This is a genomic window from Bradyrhizobium sp. USDA 376 (assembly GCF_054063675.1).
This window is the reverse complement of sequence record NZ_JBSSGN010000001.1, coordinates 433047-455769: the sequence shown is the minus strand read 5'-3', so window position 1 is coordinate 455769 and position 22723 is coordinate 433047. Positions and strand designations below refer to the sequence as shown.

15 protein-coding genes and 9 pseudogenes are annotated in these 22723 nt (G+C 59.8%); 13 read left to right on the top strand and 11 right to left on the bottom strand.

Going from position 1 to position 22723, the window contains the following annotated elements:
• Nucleotides 1–168 precede the first annotated feature (168 nt).
• The gene (locus ACVJ19_RS02005; protein ID WP_014498047.1) at nt 169–381 is read left to right on the top strand and encodes a hypothetical protein; all 213 of its coding nucleotides are present in this window, start codon (nt 169–171) and stop codon (nt 379–381) included.
• A 954-nt stretch (nt 382–1335) separates the two neighbouring features.
• Here ACVJ19_RS02005 and ACVJ19_RS02000 read toward each other — a convergent pair.
• Nucleotides 1336–1533 (bottom strand): annotated as a pseudogene (locus tag ACVJ19_RS02000) (transposase); the annotation flags it as partial.
• Between the two features lie 505 nt (nt 1534–2038).
• On the opposite strand from ACVJ19_RS02000, the gene ACVJ19_RS01995 reads away from it, so the two are divergent.
• Nucleotides 2039–2527 (top strand): hypothetical protein, encoded by a 489-nt coding sequence (locus ACVJ19_RS01995; RefSeq protein ID WP_026312792.1) that lies wholly within the window; start codon nt 2039–2041, stop codon nt 2525–2527.
• 85 nt (nt 2528–2612) lie between these two features.
• Nucleotides 2613–3175, top strand: a pseudogene (tnpC, locus tag ACVJ19_RS01990) (IS66 family transposase); the annotation flags it as partial.
• A 93-nt stretch (nt 3176–3268) separates the two neighbouring features.
• Here the strand turns inward: tnpC and istB are convergent.
• From istB to ACVJ19_RS01975, 3 genes and pseudogenes are all read right to left on the bottom strand, one after another.
• Nucleotides 3269–3963, bottom strand: a pseudogene (gene istB / locus ACVJ19_RS01985) (IS21-like element ISFK1 family helper ATPase IstB).
• Between the two features lie 8 nt (nt 3964–3971).
• Nucleotides 3972–5348 (bottom strand): annotated as a pseudogene (istA, locus tag ACVJ19_RS01980) (IS21-like element ISFK1 family transposase); the annotation flags it as partial.
• 128 nt (nt 5349–5476) lie between these two features.
• On the bottom strand, nt 5477–6265 hold the full coding sequence (locus ACVJ19_RS01975) for a hypothetical protein (RefSeq protein WP_231166594.1): 789 nt from the start codon (nt 6263–6265) through the stop codon (nt 5477–5479).
• A gap of 322 nt (nt 6266–6587) precedes the next feature.
• On the opposite strand from ACVJ19_RS01975, the gene ACVJ19_RS01970 reads away from it, so the two are divergent.
• Nucleotides 6588–7364 (top strand): EAL domain-containing protein, encoded by a 777-nt coding sequence (locus tag ACVJ19_RS01970; RefSeq protein ID WP_014498043.1) that lies wholly within the window; start codon nt 6588–6590, stop codon nt 7362–7364.
• 336 nt (nt 7365–7700) lie between these two features.
• On the opposite strand, the gene ACVJ19_RS01965 is transcribed toward ACVJ19_RS01970, so the two are convergent.
• Entirely contained in the window at nt 7701–7892 is a 192-nt protein-coding gene (locus tag ACVJ19_RS01965; RefSeq protein WP_014498042.1) for a hypothetical protein, read from the bottom strand.
• Nucleotides 7893–8393: 501 nt separating this feature from the next.
• On the opposite strand from ACVJ19_RS01965, the pseudogene ACVJ19_RS01960 reads away from it, so the two are divergent.
• Nucleotides 8394–9084 (top strand): annotated as a pseudogene (locus tag ACVJ19_RS01960) (IS5 family transposase).
• Nucleotides 9085–9133: 49 nt separating this feature from the next.
• Here the strand turns inward: ACVJ19_RS01960 and ACVJ19_RS01955 are convergent.
• A complete protein-coding gene (locus ACVJ19_RS01955; protein WP_038951335.1) occupies nt 9134–10483 on the bottom strand; it encodes an IS701-like element ISBj6 family transposase in 1350 nt (449 codons plus the stop codon).
• Nucleotides 10484–11382: 899 nt separating this feature from the next.
• Between ACVJ19_RS01955 and ACVJ19_RS01950 the strand changes: the two genes are divergently transcribed.
• Nucleotides 11383–12921: a DUF1521 domain-containing protein gene (locus ACVJ19_RS01950; RefSeq protein WP_011084464.1), complete on the top strand. Its 1539-nt coding sequence runs from the start codon at nt 11383–11385 to the stop codon at nt 12919–12921.
• Nucleotides 12922–13635: 714 nt separating this feature from the next.
• Here the strand turns inward: ACVJ19_RS01950 and ACVJ19_RS01945 are convergent.
• Nucleotides 13636–13839, bottom strand: coding sequence for a hypothetical protein (locus ACVJ19_RS01945; protein ID WP_011084467.1), 204 nt, complete (start codon nt 13837–13839; stop codon nt 13636–13638).
• Between the two features lie 628 nt (nt 13840–14467).
• Nucleotides 14468–14710, bottom strand: a pseudogene (locus ACVJ19_RS01940) (hypothetical protein); the annotation flags it as partial.
• A 398-nt stretch (nt 14711–15108) separates the two neighbouring features.
• On the opposite strand from ACVJ19_RS01940, the pseudogene ACVJ19_RS01935 reads away from it, so the two are divergent.
• The 5 genes and pseudogenes from ACVJ19_RS01935 to ACVJ19_RS01915 all read left to right on the top strand — a co-directional run bounded on the left by ACVJ19_RS01935 (nt 15109) and on the right by ACVJ19_RS01915 (nt 18916).
• A pseudogene (locus ACVJ19_RS01935) lies at nt 15109–15916 on the top strand (IS6 family transposase).
• Nucleotides 15917–16204: 288 nt separating this feature from the next.
• Entirely contained in the window at nt 16205–17011 is an 807-nt protein-coding gene (locus tag ACVJ19_RS01930; RefSeq protein WP_011084471.1) for a glycoside hydrolase family 12 protein, read from the top strand.
• An 81-nt stretch (nt 17012–17092) separates the two neighbouring features.
• Nucleotides 17093–17271, top strand: a pseudogene (locus ACVJ19_RS01925) (IS21 family transposase); the annotation flags it as partial.
• Nucleotides 17272–17334: 63 nt separating this feature from the next.
• Nucleotides 17335–18330, top strand: a complete 996-nt coding sequence (locus ACVJ19_RS01920) for an IS110 family RNA-guided transposase (protein ID WP_011084472.1) — start codon at nt 17335–17337, stop codon at nt 18328–18330.
• Between the two features lie 385 nt (nt 18331–18715).
• Complete coding sequence (locus tag ACVJ19_RS01915; protein WP_035668701.1) at nt 18716–18916, top strand: hypothetical protein; 201 nt, start codon at nt 18716–18718, stop codon at nt 18914–18916.
• A 59-nt stretch (nt 18917–18975) separates the two neighbouring features.
• Here ACVJ19_RS01915 and ACVJ19_RS01910 read toward each other — a convergent pair whose 3' ends face one another.
• The gene (locus ACVJ19_RS01910) at nt 18976–19110 is read right to left on the bottom strand and encodes a hypothetical protein (RefSeq protein ID WP_257784499.1); all 135 of its coding nucleotides are present in this window, start codon (nt 19108–19110) and stop codon (nt 18976–18978) included.
• A gap of 325 nt (nt 19111–19435) precedes the next feature.
• Here ACVJ19_RS01910 and ACVJ19_RS01905 point away from each other — a divergent pair, with 325 nt between their 5' ends.
• A complete protein-coding gene (locus ACVJ19_RS01905; protein ID WP_236842180.1) occupies nt 19436–20503 on the top strand; it encodes a hypothetical protein in 1068 nt (355 codons plus the stop codon).
• Here ACVJ19_RS01905 and ACVJ19_RS01900 read toward each other — a convergent pair.
• Together ACVJ19_RS01900 and ACVJ19_RS01895 are read right to left on the bottom strand one after the other, a co-directional pair.
• Nucleotides 20500–21207 (bottom strand): hypothetical protein, encoded by a 708-nt coding sequence (locus ACVJ19_RS01900; RefSeq protein ID WP_244442029.1) that lies wholly within the window; start codon nt 21205–21207, stop codon nt 20500–20502. The genes ACVJ19_RS01905 and ACVJ19_RS01900 overlap by 4 nt on opposite strands.
• A 38-nt stretch (nt 21208–21245) precedes the next feature.
• A complete protein-coding gene (locus ACVJ19_RS01895) occupies nt 21246–21692 on the bottom strand; it encodes a hypothetical protein (protein ID WP_018648886.1) in 447 nt (148 codons plus the stop codon).
• Between the two features lie 103 nt (nt 21693–21795).
• On the opposite strand from ACVJ19_RS01895, the pseudogene ACVJ19_RS01890 reads away from it, so the two are divergent.
• Nucleotides 21796–22403 (top strand): annotated as a pseudogene (locus ACVJ19_RS01890) (IS5-like element ISBj2 family transposase); the annotation flags it as partial.
• Between the last annotated feature and the right edge of the window lie 320 nt (nt 22404–22723).

Genomic DNA, 22723 nt, shown 5'->3' with positions numbered 1-22723 from the left:
GCCCTCTTTCGACCTTAGCCGAATTCGAGGCGCTCAGACGCGAGATGGGAAAAGATTTTCCCCCAACGCCACCCGCTTTACTCAACCATGTAGTGGACGCATTTTTACGTTGTGGGTCCTACCCGCGCGGCCGGATGACCGACCCTTAATCGTGGACGGAGCCAAATGATGCTTGGCACGTTCTCGCTGCACAAGATCGACCACGCTATACGCGACCTGGAACAAAAAGTCGCCCACGGCGCGGAAATCAGCCGCGAGGAGCTTGCGAGCGGACTGCGGATTACGAAGCATCTTCGAGATGAACTCGAAGTGGCGCTCAAGGTGATCGATGGCCTAAAGGATCATACCGGTCCCGGGTCGACAGGCCGCACAAGGTGGTAGCCGCGACCTAAACAGCGGGAACGTTAGCGGCCACGTGGCTCGGCGCCCGCTTGGAGAAAAAGCGCTCTCCCTACCACGCGCCAGCCTCAAACAGCGGAAGAAGCTGACGGTGGGATACATTCATCGCAAAAAGCCGTGGCACAACTACCAGAACCGGGGTTGCAGCCTCGCGGGGCTCGGGGATCAGCCTCAGATCGCAGGCAGTGCGGGTGAGACTCGGCGCCGTTCGGTTGCGCCGGAGCGGACGCTGTCCCTGCCCCGCCCGCACTGCCGATAGTTAGCGGTCACGTGACTCGGCGCTCAAGTAACCCCCACGCATACACAGGGGAAGCGCTGTCCCTGCCACGCGCCGCTAACCCCCACACGGCCAGCCTCAAAGCAGCGGAAGAAGCTGACCGGGAGGTCATCGCTCGCAGAACGAGCGTAACTTACAGAACCGGGAATGGCCCGTGATTTAGAAGCAGTGGGCGCGACACGGTGCCGACCGACCAGGGGGGCTGAGTTGAAGCACCTGCCGCATCCGCACTGCTGGTGAGTTTAGCGGAAGGTGACACTCCACCCCACTGCTCTGGAAACCCCAGCAATGTCCGTGCCACCCCCGCTAAACCCAACAACCAATTATTGGGACTAGCTTACTGAAAGCTGACGAGACTGCGCGCCCATTCACAAAACGAAAAGCGGCCCACGGGGCCGCTTGCCGTGGAGACAATAAAGACGTTCAGGCCGCAGACGAAAGGCGTTCGGCTCGCTTACGATCAGCGGCAGCCGCACCACGACGACGGCCCGGATCGGCAGTTCTGTGCGTCAAGTTCAGCAAAATCGATTATGGGATCCGGCCGAGCCATCCCCTCGGAGCCGCCGTCGCTCGCTTGCGCAAAAGCGTAGCCCTGGCGAGCGACGGCGGCGGAGAGGGGGGCGTGCATCCCCTTGGTGGGCCTGAGCATCGTCAGGCCGCCGGCGTAGCGCCTCCTTGTGCTCCTTCGGCAGATCCATGTTTAGATGGCGATGGTCCTCGAGCCAGGCCTCATGGCGCTCGACGGTCAGCGCCCGTACCAGCCTTAAACAGCTCTCGGCATTGGGGAGGATTCGCACGACATAGGTTCGCCGCCTGATCTCCTCGTTGAGGCGATCGAGCAAATTGGTGAGATGTCTCGGTGCCAACGTTCCCGCTGCGGTGTTCTACATCGTGGAGTATGGTGCGACCATCGGGACAGCGGCACCGGGAGCACGAAGTGCGGGCAGGCCGATGTTATTCCAGAGCCGAGAGCTCGAGTTAGTAGCTGGCGGCCGCCTCCGTGATGGGCTCGAGTATCCCGAGGTCACGCGGGTCGAACTCGATCGAGCGGCGCCCCCTCCACCGGCGTATCGGCGCGGCCCGCGCCCATCTGCGCCATGTGCATCGCGATTCTCCGCGCGCGCTCACCTGCTGCGGACCTCACCATCGAGATCGAGCTCGGAGGGGGATGGCATCCGCTGCGAGACTCATGCCCAGGGCACGGCCGTCGAGAGGTGTCCGGGGCTGGAGAACATCTGCATTCTGCAGCGCGTCGTCGGTCATAAGGTCACCTGCAGGCGGTACGATCGCGCGAACGATGTTCTTGTCGATATCGCCCCTCCAGCCTGGAGGTCGGGAGTAATGAGATGGGGAAGTAATGACATGGATTGGCGCCGCGACCTCATGCTGTGGCACCCGCGTCTGTTCCTCACGACGGCCGAGGAGCCTAGTCGCTCGTTCGGCTACCCGCACTGCGAGCGAGGGTGGCAGGATATCCTGGTCCGGCTCTGTCGCAGGATCGAAGTCGCGCTCCGCGACGGCGAGACCTTCGAATTCGTCCGCATCAAGCAGAAGATGGGCATCCTGCTCGTCGACTGGGACACCGAAGCCTCGAAGTCCACCGAGTCCGCGATCGGCCATGCAGTTGACCTGGCCGTCGCCCGCTCCGCCTGCACCTGCGAGATTTGCGGCGCGGAAGGCCGGCTGCATGCCAACAAAGGGTGGCTCGAAACCCGCTGCGCAGAGCACGCGGCCGGCGATCCAGTGCCGCCCCACTTGGGGCAGGGCTTCGACAACGTCCGCCGGCTGCGCCGCCGGCGAGGCCAGGCCAGCGTTTACTACGCGCTTACGACCGCGACGCCGACACTTTGACCGAGGTGCCGCCGCCCTCGCCGCAGCAGGAGCGCTAAGATGGCCAGATTTCGCTGTAGCGCCTAGGACCAGCAAGGCGAGTTCACCTAGCCGCGCCGGCGAATGCGCCGTCCGGCATCTCAATGGCTATCGCGGCATCCTCCAAGTGGATGGCTACGCCGCCTATAACAAGCTCGCGCGATCCGATCGCGGCGATGATGGCATCACGTTGGCCGGCTGCTGGTCACACAGCCGGCGCAAGTTCTATGAGCTGCATGTTGCAGGGAGCTCGGAAGTGGCAACGGCGACGCTCGAGCGGATGGCGAAGCTCTGGCAGGTCGAGAAGACCGTGCGCGGTCAAAGCCCCGACGCCCGCGTTGCCGCGCGCCAGCAAGCCTCCGCGGCTGTCGTCGCAGATCTCTTCGATCTCTGGCAGCAGACCTTGCGGCGGATCTCCGGCAAATCAAACTGGCCGAGGCGATCCGCTATGCTGTCTCGCGCCGTGCCATCTTCGAACGCTTCCTGCTCGACGGCCGCATCGAGCTCGACTCCAACATCGTCGAGCGCGCCATCAGACCGCAGACAATTACAAGAAAGAATAGCCTGTTCGCGGGCAGCGACGGCGGCGGACGAACCTGGGCGACCATCGCAACACTGCTGCAGACTGCGGATTTCACGGATCGTGAGCATCGATTTCGCGCGATCGTGAGCACTGAATTCAGACGATCGTGAGCAGCCCGCTACGGCCGATGGGAGATAGAGTCAGTGTTCTGGTTGGCCGTCAAGGGTGATGGTTTTGGCGCTGCGTTTTCGCATGCTTTCTCCGGTGAGCTGGAGGCGGTGGGCGTTGTGGACGAGGCGATCGAGAATGGCGTCGGCGACCGTGGGGTCCCCAATGGCTCCATGCCAGGTGTCCACGGGGAGCTGACTTGTGACGATGGTGGATGCGCGGCCATGTCGGTCCCGAGCAGATCGCGGCGTTCCGCGGCGGTGAGCACCGATAGTCCCCAATCATCCAAAATCAGAAGCTGAGCGCGGCCGAGGCTTTTGAGGAGCCGGGCGTAGCGTCCGTCTCCGCGCGCGAGCGCCTCGAACAGCCTTGGAACGCGATGATAGAGGACTGATCGGTTGTCGCGGCAGGCCTTGTGGCCGAGCGCGCAGGCTAACCAACTTTTGCCCAGGCCGGTTGCCCCGGTGACGAGCAAATTCTCGTGGCGATCGATCCAGCGACCTTCGACGAGTTTGGCGAAAACGGCGCGGTCGATGCCCCGCGGGGTGCGCAGATCGACGTCCTCGACGCAAGCAGTCTGGCGCAGTGCGGCGATCTTGAGGCGCGTGGTGAGCCGCCTGGTGTCGCGTTCGGCGGCTTCGCGGTCGACCAACAGGCCGATGCGATCTTCGAACGGCAGGGCTTCGAGATCGGGCGATCGGCGCTGCTCCTCGAAGGCCTTGGCCATTCCGGTCAGTCGGCGCCGTAGCTTTTGACGAGCGCCAGAATGCCAAGGCAGGTTCGAAAGCCTTGTTCTGGATGGGGCCGGGCGTCGATCACGGCCTGGAAAAACGCTGCTGTCGAAGGACCGATCCGCTCGCCGGCGGCGATCACCGCGGCGGGGGTCTATTCGCCGTAGCGGCGATGGGCGCTGGGCATGTGGTCGGCGATGGTGGTGTGTCCGCGTCGGTTGGGCGCGCGGGCATGGCTGGCGATCCGCTGGCCCTTGTGGAAGATCTCGACCGTCCGATCGTCGATACGGGCATCGACCAGCTCGCCAATCAGACGATACGGCGCGGAGTACCAATGGCCGTCGACCTCGACATGATAATCGGGAGCGAGGCGGCAGCGCTTCCAGCGTGCGAAGGCATAAGGCTGATCTGGCAGCGGGGTTAGCTTGGGTTTGTCGAGTTCGGCAAACAGTTCGGCGCGGCTTGAGCCGAAGCCACGCATTTGACGAGCATTGAGTTCGTCGACGAGTGTCTTGATGGCGGCGTTGAGCTCGGCCCGGGAAAAGAAGCGCTGATTGCGCAGCCGGGCCAGAATCCAGCGCTGGGCGATTTGCACCGCGACCTCGACCTTCGCCTTGTCTTTTGGGCGCCGCGGCCGTGCGGCGAGAATGGCGGTGCCGTAATGGCTCGCCATCTCGGCATAAGTGCGATTGAGGCCGGGATCGTAGCGGTCGGGGTTGCTGACGGCGGCTTTGAGGTTGTCGCAGACCACGAACGTCGGCGTTCCGCTCAAAAACGTGAACAAGTTGACGTGGGCCCGGATCCAGTCGGCCAAGCTCTCGCTGGGGCAGGCCTCGGCGTAGGTGTAGTTCGAAGCGCCCATCGCCGCGACGAACAGCTTCATCGGCTGCACTTCCCCGGTCAGGGGATCGACGATGTCGATGGTGTCGCCGGCGAAATCCACGAACACCTTCTCGCCGCCCAGATGAATCTGCCGCATCGAAGGTCGGACCCGCCCCTTCCAGGCCTCGTAGGTAGTGCAGAACCACGTGTACCCGAAACCGTCGGGATTAACGGCGCGATACTCCTCCCAGAGCAGGCGACGGGTTACGTTGCGCCGGCGGAGCTCTTTATCGATGTAGCTCCAGTCGGGCACCGGCCGCTGCGGGCTCTGAGACGCTGGTCGTGGGGCCGGGAAAAGCAAAAGCTCCAGGTCTTCATCGGTCATTCCCTCCGGAAGCGGCCAGCTCAACCCAGCAGAGCGGGCGCGGCTCAGGTAGCTGTGCACAACGCCGTTGCTGACGCCCACGCTCCGCGCGATGGCCCGCTCTGGCAGGCCTTGAAAATGTTTTAACCGAAGGACTTCCTTGATCCGGCGCATCGACAATCTCTGGGTAGGCATTGGACTTCCTCGTTAACCACGAGGTCATCCCTAAGCCGGTTGAGTTGTCGGCCGAAGCGCTGCAAGGCTCCGAAAGCCTTGCTCACGATCCCGCGAAATCGTTGCTCACGATCCCCTGAAATCCGCGCTCACGATCCCGCGAAACGCGCATGAAACTGACGAGAACCGCTTTGCTGGGCGATTTCCCGCCTGTTGCGTTGCGTAGCTTCGGCATTCACAACGAATTCGCCATTGGAAAGCATTGCGGGAATGCTGTCCGAGACGCTTGTCCCAGCGCCGGAGACGAAGCCGCCGGTGCTAAAGCTAGGTATCGACATAGAGCTGATCGCGGCGACCTTGGCCATACCGGCAGCGAGCACGCCCGCAGCCAACGCATCATTGAATGGCGGCACGGCCGATGCCAACGCCTTCGTGAAGGCGGTGTAAGTGTTGATCCTTGCCTCGACAATGCCGAACGCTTTAGCCGCCGTCGCCATAGCCATGCTGTGCTTGCCGAATTCCTGCGAGAGTTGTGCAAATTCGCCCGCCATGGAGGCGCCGGCGGTGTTCCACGTCGATTGGGCGTTCTCCGCTAGCCTTTGTTGCGCATCCAGGAATTGCTGCGCACTGATCGTATTGGCGTTGAATTGCGCTTGGATCTTAGGCTCCTGTAGGTAACTCTCAGAGGGAGTCAAGTTCGCTTGGATCGTCTGGAGCCCGGCCAGCGTCATGGCGTATTCCGAAGTCTTCTGCTTCAGCAGGTCGAGCTGCACCTGCTGCGCGGCGGTGATCGCGGTGTTGTTCGCCCGCGCGATCGACTCCGTTTGCAATTGCAGCTTCATCGCCTCCATTGCGCCGGGAAGCAGTCCATAGGTTGCCACCTCGGCCTTCATTCCCTCCGGCGACTTGCTTTGCGATGCAATGAACTGATCGACCACGTTTTTTCCGCCCATCACCGAAAAGTTGAAATCCTTCTGAGTCTTCGATGCCTTGTCCGTCGATGCAGCCGCGGCTTCCTGGGGACCGCGCTCACCGCAGTATCGACCGCGATGAAGGCGCTCGTCACCAGTGGGGTGATTGTTTCACGGCCGCCTTCGAGAAGGTGAAGGGCGGCATCGCTGGGATTGAGGAGATGGCAAGGCGCCGTGTTCAAAGTCGCTCGCCAAATACATCTCAACCGTCTCCGGTTGCGAGCCCTTCCACAAATTGTCGACGATTCTTGCGTCATTGATGCCGCTCGAGCCCGCACCGAGCCCGCCAGTGGATGTGCCCGAAGCGCTGAAAGCCAGCTCGCTCGAGCTGTGGTATCAGCAGAAACTTCATCTCCGGACATTGGTTCCGAGCGGCGCCGAGGCGCTGATCCGGATGCGCCATCCCGCATGGGGCGTCGTGCCGCCTGCCTACTTCATCCCCGACGAAAGCGATCCGCATTTTCATGCGCTGTCCGAGTTCGTGATCGCGCGCGCGATCGAGGACTGGCGCTATCTGCTCGGGCAGATCGGACCGGTCGATCTCTCGATCAACCTGCCGATCTCGTTTCTGGCCGACGATGCTGCGGTGCGCGAGCTTTGCTACCGGATTCCGGATCATGCGGCGTTCGCCGGCCTGCTGATCGAGATCGACAGCGCCGAGGTGATCGACAATCTCGACCTGGCGATCGATGTCGCCCGGCGCGTTCGCCTGCACAATATCGGCATCTCGATCGACAATGTCGGCGCGAAGTGGCCATCCTTGCTGGGATTGCCGAACTTTCCGTTCGTCCAGCTGAAGGTCGACCATCAATACGTCACCGGTTGCGCGGATCAGCGCCTCAAGCAGACGGTGTGCCGGCGTATCGTCGAGCTCGCACACGACTCCGGCGCGCAGGTTATTGCGCAGGGGGGCGAGACGCGCGCGGACTTTCTTGCCGCACATGAGATGGATTTCGATCAGGTCCAGGGTTACCTGTTCGGCAAGCCGATGGGCGTCAAGAAGTTCGCCCGCTCGCGCACGCACTTCTCGGAGAAAGAGCCGATCGTCCTGACGCATGGCGCCTAGTCAGGCGCGAGTGTCGCCATCGATCGCGCGCAGCGCTTCGCCGCGGGCGATCAGGCGCTTTGTGTGAATCGGCGGATGGAATGACCCTGCCCAGATTAATGAATTCAACGGCTTAACGTGCCGATCGGCGCCGGGCCCCGCGCCAACTCACATGCTGACGGCGGTCGTCTTCCCCTCGGCTTTGCTATGCACTTCAAACTCGAGAGATCGATTCGTTCAGGATAATGTCCTGAATAACGAGATAAGCCGTACGGCAGTTGCCGCACGGCTCTTCCGGAGTTCGTCATTCACTGCGCGGATCCGGTAGCGACGCGCTGAGCCGCCGTCTTGGCAGACTTATTGGACGCGCTCGTCGGCGACCTTCTTCTCAGAAGAGAGCTCGGTCGTAATTCTGCGCATTGCCACGGCCTGGGCCTGAACTTTTTGGCTAACACGCTCGAACTCAGCCATCTGGTTCTGGAAACCGGCATCCTGGGTCTGCTGGGTAGCAGGAGCGGCGCCGTTACCGCCAACACTATTAACCGCCATGTCTATTCACCTTTCTTTATGATAGTCGTTAGTTGTGGCCTGCTACGTCGGGCGGGCCGACGATACGAGGGGCAGGAATAGAAAGAAAGACGGTGCTCGCCCCCCAGACTTCTCAGGCTCAGTTCGGCGCTCTTGCCGAGACCAACGGTCTTGGGCTGTACGTTGTCCGTTTTGCCGGCGTTCTTGTTTTCGGCGGCCATCGCTTTCTCCTATGCTCGTCTTGTTACGTCTCAATAGACGTGCTCGCCTAGAGTTCAGCAGCCTCACGCTAGGCGCGCTACCTTTCGAGAAGCTGACGAGTCTCGGTCGGGGTGATTAGGTCGATCCTTTGCAGCAGCCCATCACCTGCCGGCAGCTGCAACCTCACCTAGGGTCTGTACCTAAATAGCGCCACGTGATTCTCTTGCCTACGTGTTGATTCGGGGGCGAGAGAATGCGCGCTGGTTTTTTTGGCTGAACGACAGGCAATGGGCGCGTATCGAACCGCATCTGCCGAGGGGACTGACGGGGCCGGATCGGGACGACGACCGACGCATCGTCAGCGGCATCATTCACATGCTGCAATCGGGTGCACGATGGCGTGATTGTCCACGTGAATACGGCCCTTACACGACGATCTACAATCGCTTCAATCGCTGGGCCAAGCGAGGACGATGGTGCGCAATCTTCGAAGCGCTGGCCAAGCCTGGCGAAGACGGCGTCGTACTGTCGCTCGACTCGACCTCGATTAAAGCTCACCGGTGTGCCTCCGGCGGAAAAGGGGAAGCACAATCAAGCAATCGGCCGCTCGCGCGGAGGCCGCACGACAAAAATCCATGCGCTGAGCGATCCGCTCTGCCGGCCGGTCGTCCTGCATCTGACTCCAGGCCAGGATGCCGATATCGCTGCGGCTCCCGATGTCCTGGCGCTCGCGCCACCCATGAGCGTGCTCCTCGCCGACAAAGGGTATGATGGCGACAAGCTTCGCGGCGCAATCATTCGTCGTGGCGCCAAGCCCGTAATCCCCAATAAATCTAACCGTGTCGTCATCCATCGCTTCAACAAACGCGCCTACAAAGGACGAAATGTCATCGAACGCTGCTTTTGCAGGCTCAAGGACTTCCGGCGCATCGCCACGCGATATGACAAGCTCGCCCGTAATTTTTTGGCCGCTGTTCATCTCGCCGCTCTCGTCGCATATTGGCTCAATTGAGTCTGGACCCTAGCACTACTTTGGCAGAATGTGTTTTGGCCGCTGTTTTTCAAGGATTTGCTTTCGGCAATATGGGCATTGCTGAGGCGGCGGCCGAAGGATGAGATCGACGATGGCATGGCGTACGGCGGGCATGGTTGGTTGAGGCGGAGGCCCGTTGATTCTTTTTTTTCCGCCCCGCGTATGCGAGGCGACGATGTTGCAGGAAGGCGTAGGCAATCATTGTCATAAGGGCGTGGCGATGAAGACCTTGCCATGATCGCCCTTCGAAGTGATCAAGTCCAAGCTCCTCCTTCAACTGTTGATGCGCCTGCTCACAAATCCACCGTGCCTTGATGGTGGCGGCCAGCGTGCGCAGATCCGTCGTCGCCGGAAGATTGGCGAGATAGTATTTGCTCTCCCCGGAGGCACGTTGCTCGCCAATGAGCCAGACTTCGTCGCCTGGGAGATGCTGCTGACCTTTATCCCATATCCGCTGCGGAGGGCCGTCGGCGGTGCGGACACGGAGGGCAGCAAATCGGGCTTTGAGCCGACCTTTCGTCCCGCTACGCCAACTCACGGTTTTCCATTTGGCGCTGGCCAGCATTTGTTCTGCCGCAATCGATAAGATATCGGGCACGTGGTGCTTTCGTGGTTTGCCACGGACTTTGGTGATCGGCCAAATGAGCTTCACATCGACGGGATACACTTTCTGGTGCCGAGGGATACCGACCGCCCAGGCCAGCCCGCGCTCTGTTAGCCCTTGTCGAAACGGTGCGCTGAGGCCGTATCCTGCATCCGCCAGCACACATCCAAAGCGCATGTTGGCTGCCATCGCGCGGTCAATCTCGGCCAAAGCGATCTCCGGCTTGGACCGTGGCGTTCGGTGTTCGATTGGCACGCGAGCGCGCTTCAAACGGGGCATGTCGCTTGTCCAGCTGTCAGGCAGAAAGAGACGTAACGCGACCATCACTGGCACTTCGCCGCGCGCAAGCGTTAAAGACACCAGCGTTTGGCAATTTGCAGTTTTACCGAGAGCCGATGCGTATTGCGCCGCAACACCGACCGATCGCTCACCCTTCTTCGGCAGTGAGGTGTCATCAATAACCAGCACCGCATCCCTGCCGCCGACGAGTCGGTCCGCCTGGTTGAGCAGCTCTGTCTCCAGCGGCGTCGCGTCCCAGACACCGTCGGCAATGAAATGGTGCAACTGGTCGTAGTTGCTCGTGACAAGGCGTTCCGCCATCGGCTGAACGCTCTTGCGATCGCCAGGACCGATCAATCCCGCAACATACAGAGGACACATCCGCTGCCGGGTCTTATGACCCAGCCGGTCCAAGAACGGCATCAGCCAGCGTTCGAGTTCGTCTTCCCATCCCGGCATGGTCAGCCCTCCAAGAGCCGACCACCCATGAATCATTGAAAAATTGATTCGGGAATCCTATAAAACGCGGCAAAATCAACAATCTGCCAAAGTAGTGCTAGTGAGGCTAGCAGCGAAATTCTGACCTACGTGCGCGGTCAGGCGCGCACTTGGATCGATCGGCCAACAGGTTGGCTGTGGCGTTTGTCGATCAGCGCTGAGTCATCCAATCTGAAGTCTTTGGAGACTCATGGCGTGGGGCGGTAGCCTGGTTAGGGCCGCGCGCTGATGCTGTAGAGGCTGTTGGTGTGATCGCCCGTATCCCCACAGATCGCGTCCGGAATCTTCGGATCGCCGCTGGCGGCAATAGCGGCGTGGCCGGAGCGGTTGGAATGCTGCTTCCCAGATCCGCTGGAGTGACTGGCGGAATTGCGGCGACCGCGTCACTTATCGACAGAATGATGTGCCTCTCGGTCCCGATGATTGTTGCATCAAGAGCAAGCGGCGTGAATCTCGCATGCAACAGGACCGATCGGCGCAGCCGACATCGGACAGTCGATCGATGTTAACGAAGCGACGTATCACATGTGATCGGCGGGCGTCGATAGTTGCCTGAGATGGTCCGTCGTGACGGCCGGCCGCCGCGAGCAACCATGCGATCCGCACCCCTCGGATGCTACGAGGGTTGCGATGCTCAGTCGGTGGTTCATTGTCGTCAGCTTTTCGACAGGTGCTGCAGGTAGAGTCCCTGCGAGTTCGATGGGCGCGATATGCTCGCGCCGAGCCGCTGCGAAGGTGATGAGAGAGGGGGCTCATCGAGGCTGCCGGGGCTGGTGGCGAGAGGCATTCATTCGCTCACCATCGGGCCAAGGGTGCGGCCTGAAATGCTTCCTGTTGATGCGCGCATAACGCTCGCAGTTTTACCGCTTTCTTCGATGCAATCAGGAGTGAACTAAATGGCGTATCTTCCCGTGGCCGGTCTCCCCGTGGTCGGCGCACTCGATTCGACGGTGAATGGGGTGGGGTCAGAGGGGGTGGTTGCCAGCCCAGCTTTCAGCACACTGTTGGGACAGTATGTCACGCCGGGTGCCTACCAGTACCTGCCGGCAGGCGCTGCCGTCGTTGTCGCTCCGGTGGTCGTTCCTGCAGGTGGCGTCACAACCGCTGTCGTGGCTCCGGCGGTCGTCACTCCAGTCGTGGCTGCTCCCGTGTACATGATGGCTCCGCCTCCTCCTTTCATGCTGTTGAGCCAGCAAAGTTCGGGTTCGGAGCCTTCCGTCGATCCGGTATGGACGCATGAGGTCAAGGATGGCAAGGCCACGATCAACCTCGGCGACAAATATACGATCACAGCCAATGAGAAGGATGGCACCTGGACCGTCCGCAACAACCAGACCGGCCATGTCACGAAGATCCATGGCGATCCCCATGTTGACGCTAACGGGGACGGCAAGGATGACTTCGACTTCAAGAAAGATATGACCTTCCAGCTCGACGATGGGACCAAGATTACCGTCAATAATGTCGACTACGGTAATGGTGAGACCATCTCCTCAAGGCTGACCATTACGAACGGCCACAACGCGATGGTTGTGGAGGGGCTCGGCGACGACAAGGATGGCAAAAACAATCTGAGGGTGACTCAGTCCAACGCTGGCATGACTCTTGATGAGCTGACACCCGATGGTGCCCAGACGATCCATGAGAGCGGCCAAGGCTGGGTCGATGGCGCCGGCGGCGTGGTGAATCAGGCGAGTATCGATGCCGGCGAACAGGGTCGCGCGCCGGGCAACTACCAGTCTGCAAGCGCAACGCCTGCCAGTGCAACACCCGTGTTCTTCGTTCCTCCTCCACCGCCGCCTCTTGCGATGGTTCCGTTTGCCGTCGCTCAGACGCCAGCGCCGTCATCTCAGCCAGCGCCAGTGTGGTCGCACGAGGTCAAGGACGGCAAGGCGACGATCAACCTTGGTGATAAGTATACGATCACGGCCGATGAGAAGGACGGCACCTGGACCGTTAGGAACAACCAGACCGGCCATGTCTCGAGGATCCACGGCGATCCTCACGTCGATGCTAATGGCGACGGCAAGGACGATTTCGACTTCAAGAAAGGTATGACCTTCCAGCTCGACGACGGCACGAAGATTACGGTGGACACGGTCAATTATGGCAAGGGAAAAACCATCTCCTCGAAGCTCACCATCACCAACGGCGACAATGCCATGGTTGTGGAGGGACTCGGCGACGACAAGGATGGGAAAAACAATCTGAAGGTCACGCAGTCTAATGCTGGGCGAACGCTTGATCAGCTGACGTCCGATGGAGCTCAGACAATCCATGAGACAAATCAGGGGTGGGTTGACAACTCCGGACGCAAGGTGACGCAGTCGGTGATCAACCACAATGAGAACCCGGATGCGCCGCCGGATTTCAAGACGATGATGCGCGAGGCCATGTTCCGGCGCATTTTCGGTCGCGATGCACAGCCGGCATGAGGCCTGATCCCGGGGATGTCGGAAACTCGTGGAAGCGGGCGCTAGCGCCCGCCTTTCATTTTCGCCAAACGGCCGCGAGAAGGGCAGCTTGGCGATCTATCGATTTAGGATCGACGGTAACAGCCAGATTGTCTTGGCAATCGCAGCCTTGGCGCCGACAAACGGGCGGAGGGCCTCCAGGCCCGGCTACCCGGCTAGAATTGCTGCGGCGCGTTGCCGGCGATGGAGGCGCTGCACGGGAACGGTGCTCTCAGGTCTGTCTGCACGTCAACGTCCTGCAGATGCAGGCGTCGCAGCGAAAATCCCGGCCAAGATCGTAGATTGGATTGGGGACGGCCTCGGCGGCGCGATCTACCCTCGGCTCAGAAGCATAAGCCACTGTTTCGCGTTGAGCCCTGCCTGTCTTTAGCCTACGAAGCCGGGCGTGAACCCTTGCGCTCCCAGAACATCCATCATCCTCTCACGAAGCCGGAGGCGCCATGGCTTTGAGCATCACCATTTCCGTCAAAGTCTGCTGTTGGGGACGCCAAAGGGACGTCGCAGCAGCCCGCTGCCAAAAAGATCCAGGTGCATTCGGATTCGCGGAGCAGTTCGCAGCGGACCTGAAAGATCATAGAATGCGCATCTAACTGCTGGCGTGTGCCAAGTCTCACTTGGCACGTCTTCGATTCAATCACCAGGCGGCCGTATCGCTATCTGGCGCCGACCATCGGCTCATCCATCATCAAGCTCGCTCATGGCCTCATCCATATCCGACTGCGAATCGCTTATGACTTGCGTCGCGACGGAAACGAGAGCCTTTTCGAATGCTCGGCGCAGTAGCGCTGCACGCGTGTCATCGCCGCCGTTCTCGGCGGTGTCGGAGGGGGCGCCAACCTGCGACGCTGTTGCATTGATATCGGCTGCGTCTGCGTTCATGTCGTAACACCCGGATAGCGGCGTCGCCTAGATGACCTATCCTCTTCATGCTAGCAGGAGCAGCTTGCGAAAAGCTGACTAAGATCGAGCTTCCTTGGCGGCTTCATCCATGATCGAGAAGGATCATGAGCACGCGCCAGCGGAAGTGATGACATTCAAAGCGGCGCGCGATGCTGCTGTCGAGCTGGCTGCACGCAAGCGGGCCAATCTCGTCAAGGTGCTGCCTTAAAGCATTGCGGACTCAGGGCTTTACCTCCGACGGTTCAATCACGAAGTAGCATGTACCGGGGCGAAGGCCGCATACGTTATCGCAGGTGCACGGGCCGCCATCACATTCGTCTCCTTTTCCGCCAGTTAGCAATTCGTGGAACAGAAACGCGCCCTCTGCAAATTCCTTTGCGTTGCCTTGGCGAACTCCTCGGATACCGTTTTTCGATTGAGCGATTGCTTTCGTATACAGATGAAGTTTCGGGCAGTTCGCAGCAATGCCGAACGCCGCGCCCTGCAGAAATGCAACGCTTCGGCCATCGGCGTGCGCTGATGATGAGCACGGCCGTTGTTGGCGATTTGAACAACATCAGACCTCTTGTCCCCATAACACCATACCGATTGCGGCGCTAAAGCATCGCTACCCTGCTGTTGGCTGATCTTCCTTATCCGCGCCGCGCATCACGATCTTCAGCGCATCATCCGGCAACGGCCGCTGCAGTGCCTTTGCTTCATCCCGCGGCGCGCGCATCCATACGTCGCGCTCCTCATCGGTCGTCAGGAAGCCATAAACGAGGTGAGGGCCGGGGGCCGGCTTGGACTTGGTGCCCCGGTCGCCCTTGAACCCGGTCCAGATGCCCGCGATCAGATGGGCATGGCGGCTACCGGCCGGTTGTACACGCCGCTCGCGGGAGAGATCGACAGGCGCGCAGCCAGCCAAGGAGCAAGGTTGTGTTCCAGCCAGCCATGGCAATCGCTGATGAGCGATCCTCATCAGTGGTCGCGTTGTCGACCGTGGTGAGGCATCCGGGCGAAACTTTGCGCCGCAATGCTGCTCGAAGAACAGGGAGTCGTCCAGAAACCTGACGGCGTTTGCCAATGAGGTTGGTGAGCGTGATTTTGGTTTGATGAGCGCTCATCCATGCGAATAAGTTGCTGAGAAACACGATGCCAGCAGGTCGGACAAAGCCGAGATTGCCGAAATCGTTGATGACCTCCGGCGGCCAGCCGTTGACGGCGTGCGCCGCAAGATCGGCCGCAACCTTCGACAGGGACAGTCCATTGAACGGTACCGTCAAATTAACGAATTGGAGCGGCGGAGGGGTAGACGACCGGCAGACCGCCCGGGACCCTCTTTATCGCCGCCATCGCACCGGAAGTGATCAGTTATCCCGTTTGGTTATATTTCCGGCTTCCCTTAAGCTTGCGGATGGTCGAGGAAATGCTGGCGGCGCGTGGCATTGGCGTGACCTATGAAACCGTGCGCCAGTGGGGACGGAAATTCGGCAAGCCGTTCTCCGATCGGAACCGCCAGCGCACTCCCCCTCGCGGTGACAAATGGCATCTGGACGAAGTCGTTATCTCGATCGCGGGCGAACAACATTGGCTCTGGCGCGCTGTCGACCAGAGTGGCTTCGTTCCTGACGTCTTGATCCAGCGCCGAAGAAACTCGCGCGTTGCGCAGCGGCTCATGAAGAAGCTCTTGAAATCCGCCGGCACGCCGCCGCGCGTTATGATCACGGATAAGCTGCGTTCGTACGGCGCTGCGAGGGCGAAGATGGGCTTACACGTCGAACATCGCCAGCACAAAGCTCTCAACAATCGGGCCGAGAATTCTCATCAGCCGACGCGGCGACGCGAGCGGATCATGACGCGCTTCAAATCGTCCCGTCAGGCTCAACGGTTTCTGTCCGTTCACGATCAGGTCGCGAACCTTTTCCACATCCCCTATCCCGGAGCCGCCACCGCCGACTTCCGTCGTGCTTCGCGCGAGCGAGCCTTTGCGACTTGGCGCGAGATCTCCATGACAAGCGCTATCGCCGACTCTCGACCTCTGAGAATCGCCTCCTTCGGCTCGGCGGTCGATTAAGTTGACGATGCCCCCTGATGAGCCAGAGCCTCCCTTCTCGAAAAGCCTGATCAGTCTCAAATTGTCTGACGACGGACAATCGTTGCCACTGTCTCAGCCAGGCTGCTGTCATCCGAAAGACGGCAAATCCGGGCGCGGGTCCACCCTTCTTCCCGAGCTCGTCAGCTTCTCGAAAGCCAACCTTCCTAGCATTCAAGCCCGGTCTCTAGATGCCGATGCCGCCCATGCTGAACTAGGGGGCCCGCTAGTGGATCTGCAGGAGATTTTGTTATCAGAAAGGAGAGCTTTATGGATTCCAATCGGATAAGCGGTGCCGGCGCGCAAGGGTCTCCAACGGGTTACGTCCGGACACAGGAGGATCATGATCTATTTAGGCAGGCCGCGAATGAAGCCCGGTCATTATCATCTGCCGGGCCTGTGTCGGCACAGACGCCGATTTGGCGTTCGAGCGCTCCATACGGAAGCTTTTCACGCGATGGCTACTCTTGGAACAACGACGTATGGGGCCCGCACCCTGGGCCTCAGACGATTTCGGTGAGTGCAGCCAACCGGTGGAGCGTGTGGTCGAACCAGCCCAATACTCCTGGCATCAAGAGCTATCCGCACGTGGCTTTCAATATCGGGAAACCGCTCAGCTCAATCAACACTCTGAGCTCGAGCTTCAATCAGGAAGTTCCCACTGGCGGCGCCTGGGATGTCGCCTACGATATCTGGGACAGCTCAGACCGACATGAGATAATGCTCTGGACAAACTACACCGGAAACTCGGACGGGAGCGGCAACGTTAAGCCCATTTCATATCATTATGCCCCTTCCGGTGCGGCGATTCCGGTCTACAGCAATGTCAATGTAGGCGGGGCGACTTGGAACGTGTTTGAAGGCGAAGGCTCCGATGGTCACAAGGTCATCTCATTGCTGCGCACTTCGAAGACCAACAGCGGGACAGTGGACATCAAGAGTATCCTGCAGTGGATCAAGTCGAAGGGGTACTTTGGCGACATAAACGTCGGTAGCGTCCAATACGGCGTCGAGATTACCTCGTCCCCGGGGGGAAAGAACTTCAATTTCAACAACTGGTCCGTGACTTCGAAGTGAAGTCCGCGCGGGCGGTAAGGTGAGCTGCGCTATGCCAATGAGCCACGCTGACTGACGGCCTTGGCTTGCCGCTCACATCCCGACCGCCACGATCCCGGCCTCAACCGAACCTATGCCGAGATGGCAAGCCATTACGGCACGGCCATCTCGCAGCCCGGCCGCGGCGCCCAAAAGATAAGGCAAAGGTCGAAGTTGCGGTGCAAGTCGCGCAGCGATGGATTTTGGCGCGGCTGCGCAACCAACGCTTCTTTTCGTTGGCGTGACCTGCCACTGAGCATTTCCTCCAGAAGGATTCAGAGTCCGCCCCGAAGAAGGACGGACAGATGAAGCGAGCAAGGTTCACGGAAGAGCAGATTATCGCAGTGTCGAAGGCGCATGAGGCCGGGGCGAAGACGGCCGACCTAGCTCGCAAGCACGGGGTCTCCGAAGCGACGATCTACAATTGGAAGGCCAGCTCGCAATGGTTGGCACGCAAGATCGCCGCGATGGGGCATACCGTCCGCATTATTCCGGCTCAATTCGTCAAGCCTTATGTAAAGTCCAACAAAAGTGACATCATCGATGCCGCAGCGATCGCGGAAGCAGTGACGCGACCAACAATGCGCTTCGTCGAAATACGGTCGCCCGAACACATTGACCTGCAAGCGCTGCATCGTGTTCGCGATAGGATGATTTCGCAACGGACGTGCCTCATAAATCAGATGCGCGCTTTTTGCCTTGAATATGGGATCGCTATTCACCAGGGCGCCGGCAAGTTCAAGGCAGATCTGCCGAGGGTTTTGGCAGATGAATCGAATGATCTAACGTCGGCCATGCGTCGCATTCTTGCATCTACATTCGACGAGCTGCGGCAGCTGGAGCTGCGGATTGCTGAAGTCAACCGCGAGATTGAGGCGATTGCCTCTCAAAGCGATACTGCACGTCGATTAATGACTATCCCGGGCATTGGGCCACTCGCGGCGACAGCGCTTTTGGCAGCAGCTGGATCTGCCCCACAGTTCAAAAAGGCCCGCGATATGGCAGCTTGGCTGGGTCTTGTTCCTAGAGAATACTCTACGGGAGGCAAAACGAAGCTCCTGGGGATAAGCAAGCGCGGCAACCGATATCTGCGCCGGATGATCATCCACGGCGCCCGCTCCTGCGTGACACATCTTGATCGCTCGCGATATCACCTTGGCGCCTGGCTTGATGGACTTCAGGCACGCATGCACACTAACAAGGTCACCGTCGCCTTGGCGGCAAAGATTGCGCGGATCGCATGGGTAGTGATGACTAAGCCCGGCGCAAGCTACGAACGGCGGGATCCGGCCTTTAGCTGATCCCGTTTGTTCCAGACTGCGACCCTACCGTACGGTCTGGGAGTAAAAGGGGTGCAAAAAAGGATTTCAATATCAACTAGATGTACAATCGAATCGGTCTTGAAGCGGAAGTCGGGTCATCGAGTCGTTCTTAAAGTCGCAATCGAGTCGTTCTCAAAACGCGAGCTCCAGGAATATCAACGGGATAGCCGAGTCGTTTTCAAAGTGGCCTCACACAAATATGTGCGAACACTTTGAAAACGACTCGATTTCGTTTTCGAATCGACTCGATCTCAGAACTCCCTGATCAGCCTGCCGAATGGGGTCCGAAAAAGTGAGGGGGTCTAATCAGCTTCGTCGCGTCTGCAACGCCTGCACCTCCCATCCAATCGCCATCGAGGACGACATGAAGCAGCCAGCATCGACGTTCGTGTTCCATGAACAGGAAGTCGCCGGCGTCGCGTTTCGCGCCATGGTCGAGACCGGACGCGTGGTGCTGCAGATGCAGAACTCGAGCGGTCGCGAGTCCAGTGTTGACCTCATCGCGAGGCATTCGCCCTGCCGTGTCTCTGCTACGCCGAAGATGGCTGGCAGCGTCGCGGCATGATTTCAGGCCCGCGGGGCTGGGCCGTTTGTCACGACACCGCGCGCGAGCCACGTATGTTTCTAGGATACCTTCACTCCGACGACGTGCGCCTTCTGAACCACGAATTCGGCCTCCATCGAAGGAACTTCCTTGGTCATCAACTTCAGTTCAAGGATTCGATAGCTGGCCGGGCGCTGAAGCAGATCATGCTGCATGATCCGGTTCGCGCGGCCCTTTTCCGCAAGGCCGACGCGTCGCTGGATAACTGGGCCGAGCAAGTCGCTTCCGAAAAGCCGGCGTGCCCCACACGACTGGCGATCCAAAGACGCGAGCTTACTCGACTCGGGAAGCGTCCGAGGGAGGGTGTTTCCTCCCTTCGGCCATCACCTTATCCGTTGACCGTCGGCTACTTTTCTGACTCAATCAAGCCGTTTATGGACCGGTCTTAACAACCTCGGGGGCGGCATGGATTCGATCCTTCGCGTTCTGATGCCCTTCTTCGGGCCGAAGAACTATTCTGAGATGCTCTAGAAGAACGCTTTGGCGGATTTCTGGCTGACCTTAGCCTGCTCGTTCCTGGTGAGGTACGATCCTTGGATTAACGGTCTTTTCTTGCGAGTTGAGCATCTGCCCGGCGTCAAGGAATTCGCCACGGCTATTAAAGCTCCTGAGGTGAACGTGGGCGGCTTCGCGCTTGCTTTGCTGGTGCTCATCTTCAGCAGGGTCACCCGATTCCATGATCGGATTTCGGACATATTTAAGATCAGGGCGAGGTTCGACCGCGCTAACATCCTTCTCCCTCTGGCTGTCATGTCGGGTGCGCAGATGTCGGCCCGTCAGGTGGCAAATCTCAAACGCGACCGCCATCCCCTCGTGAGAGCGACGTTCTACAAATACGCGTCCAGCCGAAGCGAACATCCGCTCGTCGACAAGCACGACATCGAAAGCGCATTGGAGGCTTGGCACATATTGGGTTGCCTTGGAGTGGCTCTTCATACTCACAGGCTTCGCGGTCTTATCCGCCTTCGCCAGGGCAGCTTGGTTTCTGATCATTTTTTGGACCGCCTCGATGGCCGCGCTTCTATTTATACATCTTCGGTATGGATTGCTGGAACGAAGGGCGGATCCCCAGATCCAACAGATAGCCGGGAATGCCGAGGCAAGTGCAGGCAACCGCCAAGCATTCACAGAGGCGGCCATCTGATGTGGTACAAGATCGGGAAGGATATCATCGTCCGGAGCGAAAACGCAGCCAAGCCGGAAACACAGAGTTCGGCCTATCTTAAGAAGCTGATCTCGCGTCTCGAGCCAATTCATTCCAGCTTCGACTTTGGCTGCGGCAAACTGCGTTACGAACGGGCAATAGCCAAAACCACCGGCGAACTTGCGTTGGTGGATTCGGAAGTGCAGCTTTCAAGGGGTCAAATGATCCGCGGTCGTTCGACCACCATCCGCGATTACGTCGGCAAATCAAATCACGTCCACGCCCTCACCGTGGGTCAGTTTGCCTCCCATGACCGGAGATACGACCGCGGCTTCTGCATAAACGTTCTTTCTGTGATCCCATCGGCAAGCGTGAGACTTGGCATCGTTCAAAAGCTAAGCTAAAGCCAAACGGCACTTGCTTGTTTGTGACGCTCTATCGCAATTCTGATTTTACAAGGATGCAGAATCTCCCGAATTGTCAACCATACGGCAACGGCTTCCTCATGGACTCGCTTAGGGGCCATTCCTTCTACGGCCTCATCCCGCCGGACGATCTCGCCGGATTGGTTAAGCGTGCAGGCTTCTCGGTCGAGTCGATCGTGCTGGATGAAGGCTCCGCATACCTGTGGGCCCGAACTCCGGACGGGCGACCTGGACCGATCAATTTCGAAATCCGTGAAACTGCGGAGAACTTTCAGATTCGATCTCAGCCAAGCGTGAGCAACCGCAGCTCGGCAAGGTAGACCAGGCCGGCAGAGACGGCGCTTGGATCCTGAGCAGCAGCCGCGGGGGCTCAAGTCACATCGACGACCTGTCCCGCTTAGGTTCGTCTGCTTCCGATAGTCGGCGATCTGCTGTCTGTAGTGGCCGATGCTCGGCGCATCCGGAGCCACGTCGCTCTTCCAATCGACGACCGCGTCGATGGCGCCGGCCTCGTCGAACGCGATCGCGTCAACCTGTCCGGAGAGCAGGACCTTGCCGCCTTCGTGAGTCTGGCTTCCGAACAACGGGAGCTCGGGGGCGAGACGCGGTCGCGGCGTCACGACGTCCGGAAGAGCGAGCGTCCGCAGCACCGTGGCGGTCAGTTCGACGGCGCTGATGCCCATCTTCGGATCCTCCGCCGGTTCGTGCCCCATCTGCCGGATCAGTTCCGCAGCCCGCGTTTCAAGCCCGCCCTGGCGTCGCAGGCTTCTCCGGTCAGCACCTCCTCGATTAGCTTGTGAAGGATGGTGCCACGCGTCGAACTTCTGAGAACGGCAGCAGGCTCCGCAGCGCCGGTTTCCGGAATTTCCCCGCTTTCGATCTTCGCTTCTGGCTCGTCCACCTGATCAAGTTCGCTCCGGCTCGGGCGACGCCAGATCACGGTCTTGCGCACATCGAAGATAGCGGTCGCCTCGGCGGCGAAGGTCTCGCGGGTCTGCCCGTTCTCTAGCGGCGTGACGTTCCTTTCCTTCGCGGTGCCGACGTCGTTCGGGTTGATCGCCGGGAGACCAGCCAGGCCCAAATCGACGAGCTTCGCCCAGCACTTGTCCGACAGGTCGGCGGAGTGCCTAGGCAGGATCAGCAGGTCGCGCGCCCGGGTCGCGGCCACGTACCAGAGGCGTACGCGCTCGCGCCGCTGCTGCTGCCGCGGTGACGGTGTTGCCCCACGGATTGGCCGAGGAGACAATCACGGATTGAGCAGTTGCGGAGGCTGTCCACGTGAATACGGCCCTTACACGACGATCTACAATCGCTTCAATCGCTGGGCCAAGCGAGGACGATGGTGCGCAATCTTCGAAGCGCTGGCCAAGCCTGGCGAAGACGGCGTCGTACTGTCGCTCGACTCGACCTCGATTAAAGCTCACCGGTGTGCCTCCGGCGGAAAAGGGGGGAGCACAATCAAGCAATCGGCCGCTCGCGCGGAGGCCGCACGACAAAAATCCATGCGCTGAGCGATCCGCTCTGCCGGCCGGTCGTCCTGCATCTGACTCCAGGCCAGGATGCCGATATCGCTGCGGCTCCCGATGTCCTGGCGCTCGCGCCACCCATGAGCGTGCTCCTCGCCGACAAAGGGTATGATGGCGACAAGCTTCGCGGCGAAATCATTCGTCGTGGCGCCAAGCCCGTAATCCCCAATAAATCTAACCGTGTCGTCATCCATCGCTTCAACAAACGCGCCTACAAAGGACGAAATGTCATCGAACGCTGCTTTTGCAGGCTCAAGGACTTCCGGCGCATCGCCACGCGATATGACAAGCTCGCCCGTAATTTTTTGGCCGCTGTTCATCTCGCCGCTCTCGTCGCATATTGGCTCAATTGAGTCTGGACCCTAGTTCTCCCGCTGCCTACGATGTGAGAAGGTCGAACGGAGAGTATGGCGCAACGGTCAGAGACGGGATCGGGAAAACCAGATTATGGACACGCGCCTCGAGCGCGCATCACTGAATTGGACCCGCTCCGCGAACTCCCATACAGGCCGGCGGCATGTAACGGCCGCTTCAGAGGCCGGACACATGTCAGCACCCGATCGCGCGCTCCAGACTCATTCGAAAAGATTCTTCTTGCATCAACGGGGGAGGTTAAACCGGTCGTGGTCGAGGAGCATGCGGCCGGCTAGGATGTCATGGACCGGGCGGCCCG

What these genes read in the sequence shown, in the direction of transcription:
- ACVJ19_RS02005 (WP_014498047.1), top strand. Translation starts at nt 169, where the DNA reads ATGCTTGGCACGTTCTCGCTGCACAAGATCGACCACGCTATACGCGAC.
- ACVJ19_RS01995 (WP_026312792.1), top strand. Translation starts at nt 2,039, where the DNA reads ATGGATTGGCGCCGCGACCTCATGCTGTGGCACCCGCGTCTGTTCCTC.
- ACVJ19_RS01965 (WP_014498042.1), bottom strand. Translation starts at nt 7,892, where the DNA reads ATGGCGGTTAATAGTGTTGGCGGTAACGGCGCCGCTCCTGCTACCCAG.
- ACVJ19_RS01955 (WP_038951335.1), bottom strand. Translation starts at nt 10,483, where the DNA reads ATGATTCATGGGTGGTCGGCTCTTGGAGGGCTGACCATGCCGGGATGG.
- ACVJ19_RS01950 (WP_011084464.1), top strand. Translation starts at nt 11,383, where the DNA reads ATGGCGTATCTTCCCGTGGCCGGTCTCCCCGTGGTCGGCGCACTCGAT.
- ACVJ19_RS01945 (WP_011084467.1), bottom strand. Translation starts at nt 13,839, where the DNA reads ATGAACGCAGACGCAGCCGATATCAATGCAACAGCGTCGCAGGTTGGC.
- ACVJ19_RS01930 (WP_011084471.1), top strand. Translation starts at nt 16,205, where the DNA reads ATGGATTCCAATCGGATAAGCGGTGCCGGCGCGCAAGGGTCTCCAACG.
- ACVJ19_RS01920 (WP_011084472.1), top strand. Translation starts at nt 17,335, where the DNA reads ATGAAGCGAGCAAGGTTCACGGAAGAGCAGATTATCGCAGTGTCGAAG.
- ACVJ19_RS01915 (WP_035668701.1), top strand. Translation starts at nt 18,716, where the DNA reads ATGAAGCAGCCAGCATCGACGTTCGTGTTCCATGAACAGGAAGTCGCC.
- ACVJ19_RS01910 (WP_257784499.1), bottom strand. Translation starts at nt 19,110, where the DNA reads ATGCAGCATGATCTGCTTCAGCGCCCGGCCAGCTATCGAATCCTTGAA.
- ACVJ19_RS01900 (WP_244442029.1), bottom strand. Translation starts at nt 21,207, where the DNA reads ATGGGCATCAGCGCCGTCGAACTGACCGCCACGGTGCTGCGGACGCTC.